The 12,756-nt window shown below is 66.4% G+C and carries 8 protein-coding genes; 5 read left to right on the top strand and 3 right to left on the bottom strand.

All coding sequences use genetic code 11. From position 1 onward, the window contains the following. Positions 1-9 precede the first annotated feature (9 nt). Both GGQ89_RS07495 and GGQ89_RS07490 read right to left on the bottom strand, forming a co-directional pair. Entirely contained in the window at positions 10-606 is a 597-nt protein-coding gene (locus GGQ89_RS07495; RefSeq protein WP_184105288.1) for a TadE/TadG family type IV pilus assembly protein, read from the bottom strand. Continuing rightward, on the bottom strand, positions 603-2,201 hold the full coding sequence (locus GGQ89_RS07490) for a Tad domain-containing protein (RefSeq protein ID WP_240456443.1): 1,599 nt from the start codon (positions 2,199-2,201) through the stop codon (positions 603-605). The genes GGQ89_RS07495 and GGQ89_RS07490 overlap by 4 nt, the downstream gene beginning before the upstream one ends. A 627-nt stretch (positions 2,202-2,828) precedes the next feature. Here GGQ89_RS07490 and GGQ89_RS07485 point away from each other — a divergent pair. The 5 genes from GGQ89_RS07485 to GGQ89_RS07465 all read left to right on the top strand — a co-directional run bounded on the left by GGQ89_RS07485 (position 2,829) and on the right by GGQ89_RS07465 (position 10,884). Next, entirely contained in the window at positions 2,829-3,500 is a 672-nt protein-coding gene (locus GGQ89_RS07485) for a response regulator transcription factor (RefSeq protein ID WP_184105286.1), read from the top strand. A gap of 55 nt (positions 3,501-3,555) precedes the next feature. Continuing rightward, positions 3,556-4,845 (top strand): HAMP domain-containing sensor histidine kinase, encoded by a 1,290-nt coding sequence (locus GGQ89_RS07480; RefSeq protein ID WP_184105285.1) that lies wholly within the window; start codon positions 3,556-3,558, stop codon positions 4,843-4,845. A 133-nt stretch (positions 4,846-4,978) separates the two neighbouring features. After that, positions 4,979-8,200, top strand: a complete 3,222-nt coding sequence (locus tag GGQ89_RS07475) for an efflux RND transporter permease subunit (protein WP_184105284.1) — start codon at positions 4,979-4,981, stop codon at positions 8,198-8,200. Then, positions 8,193-9,368, top strand: a complete 1,176-nt coding sequence (locus GGQ89_RS07470) for an efflux RND transporter periplasmic adaptor subunit (RefSeq protein WP_184105283.1) — start codon at positions 8,193-8,195, stop codon at positions 9,366-9,368. The genes GGQ89_RS07475 and GGQ89_RS07470 overlap by 8 nt, the downstream gene beginning before the upstream one ends. Beyond that, positions 9,361-10,884 carry an efflux transporter outer membrane subunit gene (locus tag GGQ89_RS07465; RefSeq protein WP_184105282.1) on the top strand — a complete coding sequence of 508 codons (1,524 nt, stop codon included), beginning with the start codon at positions 9,361-9,363 and terminating at the stop codon, positions 10,882-10,884. Before GGQ89_RS07470 ends, GGQ89_RS07465 begins: the two co-directional genes overlap by 8 nt. Here GGQ89_RS07465 and GGQ89_RS07460 read toward each other — a convergent pair. Beyond that, a complete protein-coding gene (locus GGQ89_RS07460; RefSeq protein ID WP_240456444.1) occupies positions 10,824-12,677 on the bottom strand; it encodes a PAS domain-containing sensor histidine kinase in 1,854 nt (617 codons plus the stop codon). The genes GGQ89_RS07465 and GGQ89_RS07460 overlap by 61 nt on opposite strands. Positions 12,678-12,756 lie beyond the last annotated feature (79 nt).

The following is a 12,756-nucleotide window of genomic DNA, read 5'->3' as shown; positions in this document are numbered from 1 at the left end:
CAGGACAGGTTATCGGCACAGGGTCACCGGCTCGGCTTGCGAGGCATAGGGCTGGTTTTTCAACATGGTCGTGGCAGTCAGCCTGGTCATCCCGCTCCAGCCGATCAACCGGCTCATCGGCACGATCTCGGGATAGGTCACCGTCGCGGTGTACAGCACCACATCGTCCGAACCACCGGTGCCCGCGCGTGCGCCGTCTGCGTCCCAGACGCCGTTGCCATTGATGTCGAGGAAACAGTCCCCGGCATTATACTGCCCCAGCGGCGGCGTGTCGGTGGTGATCGGCTCGGGCTTGGCCACCTGCTGGAACTTGCCGTAGCTGGTGGGAACGACGACGACATCGGCGTCTCGCGAAATCGCCTTGACGCTGTCGGAGACCATCGCGGTCAACTGCGCGGACGTCGTGCTGGTCCCGATCGTGACCCGCCGGGCCGCGCGGTCCAGCGCATCCTGCACCTGCGTGGCGACATATTGGCGGTAGCCCAGGTCGAACAGGCCACACATGATCACGATGGCGGGCAATGAGATCAGGGCGAACTCGACGACCGAGGCGCCCCGACGATCGCGGCCGATACGGCGCAGCGCACCCCCACATCCCGCCCTCATTGGGTCAGCCTCAATGCGCCGATATTCTTGCCAATTTCGACGAAACGCGTCATCAACGCCGCCTGATCTGACGAGGTGGACGCTTGGCTGGGCGTGCTCGCACAATTGGTCAGCGACGCGTCAAGCGACGTGGCGAAGCCGATCACCCAGATGGAATATCCCATGGACTTGGCCTGCGAGCACAGCAGGTTGAAGCGCTGCTTGTGGCGGGCGAGCTGATCGGCTTTGTTGGAATAATTGCCACCGGGCGTGACGCGACCATCAAGCGATTCCACGCCGTAGGACGAATATAGATTGCTATAGCCCGTCTCAAAAAGCCCGTCCGTCATGAAGATGATGTACTTCTTGACCGGCATCATGTTGTACTTTTCGGGGTTATTGCTGCCAAAAATGCCTCCGGACGAGGCCCAGCGCACCCCCCACATCATCCCATTGTCGTGATAGGTGCCACCATCAGGGACGAGAGTGTTGAGATAATTGTTCAGGTCATCCCGCGTCCATCCCTGCATAGAAGCGGCTGGAGACGGGCAGGCAAATTGCGGCTTATAAGGGTCGTTCTCGTAGATTCCCGATAACCGATAGCTGGTATATTCGACCTCCGGCCAATAGGGTTTCCATTTCGTCGCATCGCTGTTCGGTATCAGATCGATGTTCAGATCCGTGGCGTCCGACGGAATCGCCCCGGCGCTTGATCCCATACGCACCGTCTGCCGCTCCTCGACGCATCCTGCCCAAGTGACGTTTTTGGGCGTAGTTTTGACCGGCGTATCGCCGCTGTAATCGGCGGTGCCGATGAGCTGCGCTACATCGACAGTTGCTCCCGACACGTATTGCGAAGTGTCGAAAATCCGAGGCAGATACCGGAAATAGGTGCAACGACCGGTCCAGGAACTGTAACTGCCATTCCGGTTCGAGCAATCGGTTGAGCCCATAGCCTCGGTCACGACCTGCCGGGATTGATAGGTCCACGGGCCGGACAACATGTAATTGGGATTGGCCGCGCGGATCGCCTTTCCGATATTCACGGCACTGGCATAGGGAACGACGCCGTAGCGAAGACGCATGCCGGAAGCCGTCAACTGCTTCTGCACCGGTGCAAGCTGATCGTACAGCGCCAGCACGGCCGAACGCAGCGCCTCGATCTTGGTCTGGGAGTCGCTGGACGTCGCCTTGTCCCGCATCGAGCCGGTCGTATCCAGCACGAAGACGATGTCGGTGTTCACGAAATCCTGGGAGGCGTTGCAACTGACGCTTACCGGCAATTCGGCGAAGCCGAATATCCGCATCAGCGACGTCGGGATCGTGGTGGCGGCATTGATGACGACGGTCGTCTTCGCCGTCGAGGCACTGGAGATGGAGGGCGTGAACGGCTTCGATCCGAACATGCCCTGCTGGAAATTGAAGTTGAAGAACTTGGCCGCCTCGGCCCGCACGCCGTCATCGACGGTCCCGTTGGTCATCGCGCGCCGACCGGCCAGCACCGCCGCATCGCATGCGATCTGCATCTGCTTGCGCGCCACATATTCGGTGCCGAGGTCGATCGCCGATCCGACGAGGGCCACGAGCGGGATCAGGAAAAACGCCCATAACAGCATGACATTTCCGCGCCGATCGGCGGCAATCCTGGCGAGAAGGCCGGATGCCGGAAAACGGGACGGGCGACGCCGTGGTCGAGACATTCCATGACAGGGGAACCGACAATCCATCCGTTCGCCCTATCGGCATAACGTAAAGGGCAGGTTTATGAAAAGGGGCGGTAAGCCCCTCTATCGACTGGCCTATTTCGCTTTCGACGGGCGGCCGTCCGCCGGGGGCATGTGCCCGCTCGACGGCTATTCGGCCGGGTTCCGCCGCACGCCGTCGCTTGCCGTATCGCGTCTTTTCGAAGCCGAGCCGATCACGTTTCGATCATGGTGGAGGCGATGGGGGCGGGGGCGACGGCCGGGTTCAAAACAGGGTGTCGCCTCGGCCATGGGGGCCGCCACGTCGAAACAGTCGTTGCTCATGTCCCTCTCGTTCCGCAAGGCCATGGCAGGAGAGGCGATCAGGCCGAGCGGGATAACGATCATCCATGTGCGGGAGCGGCGCATGCGAAACCCTTTTGAACCGAGTCCGTGAGAGCGCCTCTGTCGTCCCGAAGGTCGCGACTGCCGACTTAAATGAATTTCACCTGCGCCGATGCGCCTTGGCCACGCCACGGCTGTGGCGTTATGCCATGCGCCATGGCAGCCATATTGGTCATCGAAGACGACGACGCCACCGCTGCGGCGATCATGGCGGAACTGGATCGGCACGGGCACGACGCCAGCCGGGCCGCCGATGGCGATAGCGGGCTGGACCTGGCCACCCGTGAAGCGTTCGACGCGATCACGCTGGACCGGATGCTGCCCGGACTGGACGGCCTGACCCTGGTCGCCCGGCTTCGCGAACGGCACGTCACCATTCCCGTCCTGATGCTCAGCGCCCTGAGCGATGTCGACGAACGGATTGCGGGGCTTCGCGCGGGCGGCGACGACTATCTGACCAAGCCGTTCGATTTCGCCGAAATGGCGATGCGGGTCGAGGTGCTGCTCCGGCGGCGCGAACAGGCCGAGGCGGTGGTGCTGCGCGGGGGCGGGATCGAATGCGACCTGGTCCGCCGCACGGTCAAGGTGGATGGCGAGCCGGTCCGGCTGCTCCACATGGAGTTCCGCCTGCTCGAATTCCTGATGCGCAATCGCGGGGAGGTCATGACCCGGCGGATCATCTTCGAACGCGTCTGGGGCTATTATTTCGATCCGGGGGCCAATCTCATCAGCGTCCATATCGCCCGGCTGCGCAAGAAGATCGACCGGCCGGGCCGACCGTCCCCGATCCTGACGGTGAAGGGAGAGGGATATCTCTTCGAAGGCTGACGCTCCGCTGCGCTGGCGCGATATCATCCGGATCAGCACATTCCGGCTTTCGGCCATGCTGGGGGCGGTGTTCGTCATCGGGCTGATCGCGATGCTGGGCGTCGTCTATGCCGCGACCGCCCGCGACCTGACCGCGCGCAGCGATCGGATCCTTCATGCCGCCGCGCAGCGCCTGTTGCAGGTCCCGGCCGACCAGTTGCCCGACCGTATCCGATACGAGCTGCGCCGCGACCGTGCCGGTTTCAACTATCTGTCGCTGATCGCCGCCGACGGCACGCCGGTCGTCGGCAATATCCGCCTGCTGCGCCCCCTGCCCCCCGGCCTGCCCGTCGATGTCGAGGGCGGATCGCGCGGCCCCTTGCGATTGGTCGCGCTACACACCCGCGAGGGAGAAACGCTGCTGGTCGGGCGCGACATCAGCCTGCTGCGCGACCTGCGCCGGACGATCCTGGAGACATTGATCGTCAGCGGCCTGCTGACCCTGTTATGCGTCACCACCGCCGCCATCTGGTTCAGCCGGGCGCCGCTCCGCCGGGTCCGGGCCCTGCAACGCGCCAGCCGGGAGATCGCGGCAGGCGACTTCTCGGTCCGCATGCCGATCGCGGGGCGGCATGACGAGCTGGACCAGTTCGCGACGACGGTGAATGCGACGGTCGAGGAGGTCGGCCGCGTCGTCGCCCAGGTCAAGGGCGCGACCGACGCCATCGCCCATGATCTGCGCACCCCCCTCACCCGCGTCCGCGCCACCCTAAACGCGCTGCATCACCGGCCGCATGATGCCGTGGAGGTGACGGCGGGCATCCGACAGGCGACCGCCGATCTCGATCTGGTGCTGGAGCGGTTCGCCGCCTTGCTGCGCATTTCCGAGCTGGAGGCGGGGCGACGCCGTGCCGGGTTCCGCACGATCGATCTGGGCATCCTCGTCGCACAGGTGGCCGAGCTCTACGAACCGCTGGCCGAGGATCGCGGCATCACCCTGTCGGTCGCGACCCGGCCATGGGCGGTGGATGGCGACGACAAGCTGTTGTTCGAGGCGCTGAGCAACCTGCTCGACAATGGCATCAAGTTCGGTCGCCCCGGCGGTCGTGTCGCGATCGCCCTGGTCGAGGACGCGCAAGGACGCGCGATCGAGGTTCGGGACGACGGCCCCGGCATTGCGACCGGCGAACGCGATGCGGTGCTGCGCCGGTTCCACCGGGGGCAGGATATGCAGGACATTCCCGGCAGTGGCCTGGGCCTCAGCCTGGTCGTGGCGATCCTGCACCTGCACGGCTTCCGCCTCAGCCTGTCCGATGCGGCGCCGGGCCTGTGCGTGCGCATCTCGCTGCCCCCGGCGTCGGCGTGAAATTCATTTAAGTCGCCTGCGCCCGCGATTGGCGCGATGGAGCCCCCGTCGACGACGGACAGCGGGTTCCCCACCCCCTCGATCCCCGCGCCGTCGCCGACACCGCCCATCCCTGACGGTCACCGGGACGCCCATGCTTCAGCTCGTCAAGCTCGCCCTCAGCAAGCCCTATACCTTCGTCGTCCTCGCGATCCTGATCGTGCTGGGGGGCGGGATCGCGGCGGTCGAGACACCGACCGACATCTTTCCCGACATCCGCATTCCCGTGATCGCGGCGGTGTGGAGCTATCGCGGCCTGCCGCCGCGCGACATGTCGGGGCGCGTCATCTATTATTACGAGCGCTCCCTGTCCTCGACGGTCGGCGACATCGACCATATCGAGAGCCAGTCGCTGTCCGGCGTCGGCATCGTCAAGATCTTCTTCCGCCCCGGCGTCGACATCCGCACCGCCACCGCACAGGTGACCTCCGCCTCGCAGACCGTGCTGAAGCAGATGCCGCCGGGCATCACCCCGCCGCTGATCCTGAACTACAACGCCTCGACCGTGCCGATCCTGCAACTCGCTTTGTCGGGCAAGGGGCTGTCCGAGCAGAAAATCTATGACCTGGGCCAGAACATGATCCGCCCGGCACTGGCCTCGGTGCAGGGGGCGGCGATCCCCTCCCCCTATGGCGGCAAGGAACGCCAGATCCAGATCGACCTCGATCCCGCCGCGCTCCAGGCGCATCGGCTGTCGGCGACCGACGTTGCGAACGCGCTGGCGCAGCAGAACCAGATCGTGCCCGCCGGGACCGCCAGGATCGGCCAGTACGAATATAATCTCCGCCTGAACAACAGTCCCGAAGCGATCGACGCGCTCAACGACCTGCCGATCAAGACGATCGACGGGACCACCGTCATGATGCGCGACGTGGCGCATGTCCGCGACGGTTCGCCGCCGCAGCGGAATGAAGTGCGCGTCGATGGCGCGCGCTCGGTCCTGATGACCGTGCTGAAGAGCGGGTCGGCCTCGACCATCGCCATCGTCGATCAGGTCAAGGCGCTGATGCCCAGGCTGGCGGCGACGCTGCCGCCGGGATTGAGCGTCAAACCGCTCTCCGACCAGTCGGTGTTCGTGAAGGCGGCGGTATCGGGCGTGATGCGCGAAGGCGTGATCGCCGCCGCGCTGACCAGCCTGATGATCCTGCTGTTCCTCGGCTCGTGGCGGTCGACCGTCATCATCGCCGCCTCGATCCCGCTCGCCATCCTGGCCGCCATCGCCGGACTGGCGCTGGCCGGGCAGACGCTGAACATCATGACGCTGGGCGGGCTGGCGCTGGCAGTCGGCATCCTGGTCGACGATGCGACCGTCACGATCGAGAATATCAACTGGCATCTCGAACAAGGCAAGTCGGTGCGCGACGCGATACTGGACGGTGCCAGGCAGATCGTCGGCCCCGCCTTCGTCTCGCTGCTGTGCATCTGTATCGCCTTCGTGCCGATGTTCTTCCTGCCGGGCGTGGCGGGTTTCCTGTTCGCGCCGATGGCGATGGCGGTGGTGTTCGCGATGATCGCCTCGTTCATCCTATCGCGCACGCTGGTGCCGACCATAGGCAACTACCTGCTGCGCGATCATGGCGGGGCGCACACCGCCCAGGTGATGGTCAGCCACGACGCACAGGCCGGACGCCCGCAAAGCCGCAACCCGCTGCGCCGGTTCCAGCACGGCTTCGAACGCCGGTTCGAGGCGGTGCGAGGCTATTATACCGGCCTGCTCGCCTTCGCGCTCGCCCGGCGGCGGCCCTTCGTCATCGGCTTCATGATCGTGGTGCTGATGTCGTTCGCGCTGGTGCCGATGCTGGGCCGCAACTTCTTTCCCGCGGTCGATGCGGGCCAGATCAGCCTCCACGTTCGCGCCCCCGTCGGCACCCGGATCGAGGAGACGGCGGCGCTGTTCGACCATATCGAGAACCGCATCCGCCAGGTCATTCCCGCCGACCAGCTCGACACCATCGTCGACAATATCGGCCTGCCGGTCAGCGGCATCAACCGCGCCTATTCCAATACCGGGGGCGTGGGTCCGCAGGACGGCGACATCCTGGTCACGCTGAAGGAAGACCACCGCCCGACCGCCGATTTCGTCAAGGCGCTGCGCGAACAGCTGCCCCGGGATTTCCCCGGCTCGTCCTTCGCCTTCCTGCCCGCCGACATCGTCAGCCAGATCCTGAACTTCGGCTCGCCCGCCCCGATCGACGTGCAGGTCGCCGGGCCCGATACCAAGGGCAACGAAGCCTATGCCCGGATGCTCGTCGCCCGGCTGTCGAAGGTGCCGGGGCTGGCCGATGTCCGCCTGCAACAGGCGTCCAACTATCCCGAATATGCGGTCGACGTGGACCGCGCGCAGGCCAGCCGCCTGGGGATCACCGAAAACGACGTGACCCGCAGCCTGTCGGTCAATCTGGCGGGCAGCGCGCAGGTCGCGCCGACCTTCTGGCTCAACCCGAAGAACGGTGTGTCCTATCCGATCGTGGTGCAGTCGCCGCAATATCGCGCCAGCACCATCGAACAGCTCGACAATCTGCCGATCACCGGCAGTGCGCCGGGCAGCTTCCAGACGCTTCAGGCGCTGGGCACGCTGCACCGCGAACCCAGCCCCGCACTCGTCTCGCATTACGCGGTGCAGCCGGTGTTCGACGTCTATGCGACGCCGCAGGGTCGCGATCTGGGCGCGGTCGCCGCCGACATCAACCGGGTCCTGGCCCAGACCAAAGGCCAGCTGCCCAAGGGCGCCACGGTCGCCATGCGCGGACAGGTGGAGACGATGAACACCGCCTTCACCGGCCTGATCCTCGGCCTCGCGGGCGCGGTCATCCTGATCTATCTGCTGATCGTCGTGAACTTCCAGAGCTGGGTCGATCCGCTGGTGATCGTCTCGGCCCTGCCCGCCGCGCTCGCCGGGATCGTGTGGATGCTGTTCGCGACGCACACGCCGCTCAGCGTGCCCGCCCTGACCGGCGCCATCATGTGTATGGGCGTGGCGACCGCGAACAGCGTGCTGGTGGTCAGCTTCGCCCGTGAACGGCTGGCGGACTGCGGCGATGCGATCCAGGCGGCGATGGAGGCCGGCGCCACCCGCTTCCGCCCGGTGCTGATGACCGCCTTGTCGATGATGATCGGCATGGCCCCGATGGCGCTGGGTCTGGGCGAAGGCGGCGAGCAGAATGCGCCGCTCGGCCGGGCCGTCATCGGCGGCCTGCTGTGCGCCACGCTCGCCACCCTGGTCTTCGTTCCCGTCGTCTTCGCCATCGCGCACCGCCGCCGGAAGGCGACCGTGCCCTCCCCCCTGATGCCCATCGGAGAAGCCATCCATGCATGACGCCGCCCCGGCCCTCGCTGTGTCGGCCGACACCCCCAGCCCCAAGGGCCTGAAGATCGCAGGTCTTGCCGCCGCCGTCCTGGCGATCGGCACCGTGGGTGTGGGAATCCTGGCCCGAAGCCATGACGTCGCGGCGGCGGCCAGCTGGTCCACGACCAATGCCATTCCGACCGTCCACCTGATCCCCGTCAAGGGCGGCGCGGCGACCGACACGCTCGACCTGCCCGCCACGCTGGAGGCCTGGGAAGCCGCACGGCTGTTGCCCCGTGTCGGCGGCTATGTGCGCAGCTGGTCGCAGGATATCGGCGCCCATGTCGCGGCCGGTCAGGCCCTGGGCGTGATCGATACCCCCGAACTCGACCAGCAGATCGGCCAGGCGCGTGCCGCGCTGGCCAGTGCCGTCGCGCATGAGAAGCTGGCGCGCAGTACGGCCGCCCGCTGGAGCGACCTGCTGACCACTTCGTCGGTGTCCAGGCAGGAAGTCGACGAGAAGAACGGCGATCTCGCGGTCAAGGCTGCGGGTGTCGCCGAGGCGCGCGCCGCCCTGTCGCGGCTGGAGGCGATGAAGCGCTATGCCGTGGTCCGCGCGCCCTTTGCCGGGGTCGTCACCGCGCGCAATGCCGAGGTCGGCGATCTCGTCGGTCCCGGTGCCGCCACGCAGGCGCCGATGTTCGGCGTCGCCGACACGCACCGCATCCGCGTCTATGTCAGCGTACCGCAATCGCTGTCGGCCACGATCAGGCCTGGCATGACCGCGACGCTGACCGTCCCCGCCTTTCCGGGCCGCCCATTCACCGCAACGGTCGCAGGCCTGTCGAGCGCGGTCGATCCGCAATCGGGCGCCTTCCGTGTCCAGCTGTTCGCCGACAATCCCGATGGGCTGTTGAAGCCCGGCGGCTATGCCCAGGCCCGTTTCGCCCTACCCGGACAGCCGGGCGCGGCGCAGGTGCCGTCCAGCGCGATCCTGTTCGGTGCCGGCGGGCCACAGGTCGCCACGGTCGACCCGCGCGGCCATGTCGTGATGCATCAGGTCCATATCGGGCAGGACGATGGCCCGACCGTGCAGATCCTGTCGGGCATCACCCCCGGCGAACAGATTGTCGACAACCCGCCGGACTCGCTGGCGCAGGGCGAGCTGGTCAGGGTGGGGCAGACGCGTCATGGCTAAACCGCTCCGCCGCTGGGTCGCAGGCGCGACACTCGCGCTGATGGGCGGGTGTTCGATGGCCCCGGCCTATCGCCCGCCGGTCCTGCCCACACCCGTCGCGTATAAGGAGATGCCGACCGCCGGGGACGCGATATGGAAGCCGGTCGATACCGCGACCACCGCCCTGACCGCCGCCCTGACCGCCGACTGGTGGACCGGCTTCGGCGATCCGCTGCTCGACCGGCTGGAGGCGCGGATCGACAGCGACAACCCGACGCTGGCGGGGGCGCTGGCCCGCTATGACATGGCGAGAGCCACGCTCGCAGGCGCGCGTTCGGGGCTGTTTCCCCGTGTCGAACTGACGCCCAGCCTCTTGCGCAACAGACAGTCGGACGAGCGTCCGCTGCGTGGCGGCTCCCAGCCGGATTTCTATACCGCCGCGACGCTGGGGGGCGACATATCCTATGAGGCCGATCTGTGGGGGCGTGTGCGCAACTCGGTCGCCTCCGGTCGTGCGCTCGCCGAGGCCAGCCGCGACGATCTGGCGGCGGTCAAGCTCGCCCTTCAGGGGCAATTGGCGGCCGACTTCGTGCGTTTGCGGGGGCAGGACCAGCAACTGGCGCTGCTCAGCCAGACGATCGATGCCTTTGCCAGGGCCGATGCGCTGACCCGCGACCGCTTTCGCGGCGGCATCGCGACGGGCATGGATGTCGGCCGGGCCGGTGCACTGCTCGGCGAAGCGCGCGCCCAATATGCCGCGTTGCAGGCGGATCGCGCCGTGACCGAACATGCGATCGCCAGCCTGGTCGGCCAGCCCGCCTCGATCTTCTCCATCCCGCGTCGCGATATCCCGCTCCATCTGCCGAGCGTTCCGGTCGGCGTTCCCTCGGCGCTGCTCGCCAAGCGTCCCGATGTCGCGGCGGCGGAGCGGCGCATGGCGGCGGCCAATGCGCGGATCGGCGTCGCCGAGGCGGCCTTCTTTCCCCAGATCACGCTGGGCGGCACGGGGGGATTTCAGAGCACGGCGCTGGCGGGACTGGTCGCGGCCCCCAACATCTTCTGGGCGATCGGACCGGGCGCGATCCTGAACCTGTTCGATGGCGGCAAGCGTCGCGCCGATGTCGCCGCCGCGCGAGCGGACTGGGACGCCGCCGCTGCCGACTATCGGGCGCGGGCCCTGGGGGCATTTCAGGATGTCGAGGACGCCCTCGCCACGCTGCATCACCTCGACGAGGCCCAGGCCGCGCAGGATCAGGCGGTACGATCCGCCGCCAGCACCAGTGCGATCGCGCTGGACCGCTATATCAAGGGCGCTGCGACCTATCTGGACGTCGCCACCGCCCAGGAGAACCTGCTTCGCGACCAGCAAAGCGCGCTGTCCCTGGAAACCCAACGCCTGACCGCCACCGTCGCCCTGGCCCGCGCGCTGGGGGGCGGATCGGCATTCGCGCGACCGGCCCCAGGTTGCGACTTGATTCAGAGGGCGGCGTCCGCCAGGCGCCCCCTCAGCTTCAGCATCAATCCCTCTGGACGGTAATCCGTCGCGGACAATTCCCTGAAATAGGAACGGAGCGATCGTTCGATCAGGACCGAACCAAAGCCTTTGCATCGTGGCGGAATGACGGGCGGACCGCCGCGCTCCGACCACTGCACGGACAGCCGCGCGTCGCCGCCAACGCCTTCCACCGACCAATGCAGCGTGGCGATACCCGTATGGTTCGACAAGGCCCCATATTTGGCGGCGTTCGTCGCCAGCTCGTGCAGCGCCAGGGCAAAGGCCATGCTGGCTTCCGGTTGCAGGACGATCGGCGGACCGTCGATGATGATCCGCTCGCCGATGCCGCCATGCGGGGCCAGCGTGCGCTCCGCCAGTTCGCGAAGGTCGGCGGAGCGCCACGACTTGCCGGTCAGGATGTCCGTCGCGCCGCCCAGCGCGACGAGGCGCGCCGACAGGGCCTTTCCGGCGGTTTGGGTATCGGGCGAATTGCGTAACGTCTGCTGCGCGATCGACTGGATGACGGTGAGCACGTTCTTCAGGCGATGGGCCAGTTCGCCGTTGAGGTACCGCATATCCTCTTCGGCCTGCTTACGCTCGCGAATGTCGCGGGTGACCGTCCCGTATCCGACCATTTCGCCGCTCGCATCGGTGATGGGGAAAACCGAATAGAGCATCGGGATCAGCTCGCCGGTTCCGAAATGCCGGAAGAGCACGTCGCCCGACCAGCTTCCCCGCTCGGCCACGGCCGGGAGCGCTTCGTGCATCACGATTTCGAGGGCGTCAGGCAGGAAGAAATCGGCGATCGAGAGCGTGGTATAGTCCACGTCCTCCAGCCCGACGATGCCGCGGGCGGCGTCGTTCATGTAGAATATGCGCCCGTCGAGATGGGCCATCGCCACGAAATCGGTGCTGTTCTCCACCAGCCGGACGAAGCGGTCGCGCTCTTCCTCGCTCTCGCGCAATTCGGTGATGTCGCGCGAGACCGACAGGATACGGTCCCAACGCCCATCGGCGTCGAAAATGGGGCTGACCGCAACATGCCACCATTTCCAGTTGCCTTTCATGGTGCTGGCGCGACCGATGAAGCTGGAGGACTGGCCCGCGCGCGCAGCCTCCAGGGCAGCCTTGGCATCCCGATTGCCGTTACCCGTCCAGAAATCGGGCCACGGACAGCCGACGATGGCGTTGAAGTCGCTGACCTCCATCACCCGCTGCCCGCCATCGCTCATGAAGGCCAGCCTGCCCTCCAGATCGAGGACCTTGATGCAATCGGTCGAGCTGGCAAGGACGCTGCCGGTGAAAGATTCGCGTTCCCGCAGATTCTCGAACGCCATATCTCGGTCGCGCAAGGCGCGAACCCGCTCGGTGACGTCCGAACAGATATTCAACAGCCCCGCGATTCGCCCGCTTTCATCGTGAACCGGCGAATAGGCGAAATCCCACCAGCTTTGCTCGTCGACGCCGTGTCGGGTCATGGTGACCGGCTGATCGCGGACGGCGACACGCTCGCCGGAAAGGGCGCGGTCGATCAACGGGTGGAGGACGTCCCATCGCTCGGGCCATGTCTCGCTGGCGGGCCGCCCCAGGGCGGCAGGATGGCGGTCGCCCAAAATCCGTGTATATTCATCATTATAGATCTGGATCCGATCCGCCCCCCAGATCAGACACATCGCCTGACCGGCATGGAGCATGATGTCGACAGCGGTGCACAGGCTCTGCGGCCAGTCCGCCATGGCACCGACCGACGAGGCGGCCCAGTCATGGGCGCGCACCCGCTCCGTCATCATCGGGCCATGCTCGGGCGGTCTGCCTTCGTCCTTGCCAAAATCCATATGTCGTCCGCCCCCGGCTGTTGATCAGAAAGCCGTCATGCGCTTGCTGCCACCCTATGGGGGAACGGACTAACCCAAC

The organism is Sphingomonas yabuuchiae, assembly GCF_014199595.1.
Taxonomy (GTDB): Bacteria; Pseudomonadota; Alphaproteobacteria; order Sphingomonadales; family Sphingomonadaceae; genus Sphingomonas; species Sphingomonas yabuuchiae.
Note: the sequence above shows the minus strand (reverse complement) of the source record. Positions and strands in the feature narration are given on the sequence as shown.

Excerpts from the sequence above, each read along its gene's own strand:
- GGQ89_RS07460 (WP_240456444.1), bottom strand. The coding sequence starts at position 12,677 with ATGGATTTTGGCAAGGACGAAGGCAGACCGCCCGAGCATGGCCCGATG.
- GGQ89_RS07490 (WP_240456443.1), bottom strand. The coding sequence starts at position 2,201 with ATGCTGTTATGGGCGTTTTTCCTGATCCCGCTCGTGGCCCTCGTCGGA.
- GGQ89_RS07470 (WP_184105283.1), top strand. The coding sequence starts at position 8,193 with ATGCATGACGCCGCCCCGGCCCTCGCTGTGTCGGCCGACACCCCCAGC.
- GGQ89_RS07485 (WP_184105286.1), top strand. The coding sequence starts at position 2,829 with ATGGCAGCCATATTGGTCATCGAAGACGACGACGCCACCGCTGCGGCG.
- GGQ89_RS07480 (WP_184105285.1), top strand. The coding sequence starts at position 3,556 with ATGCTGGGGGCGGTGTTCGTCATCGGGCTGATCGCGATGCTGGGCGTC.
- GGQ89_RS07475 (WP_184105284.1), top strand. The coding sequence starts at position 4,979 with ATGCTTCAGCTCGTCAAGCTCGCCCTCAGCAAGCCCTATACCTTCGTC.
- GGQ89_RS07495 (WP_184105288.1), bottom strand. The coding sequence starts at position 606 with ATGAGGGCGGGATGTGGGGGTGCGCTGCGCCGTATCGGCCGCGATCGT.
- GGQ89_RS07465 (WP_184105282.1), top strand. The coding sequence starts at position 9,361 with ATGGCTAAACCGCTCCGCCGCTGGGTCGCAGGCGCGACACTCGCGCTG.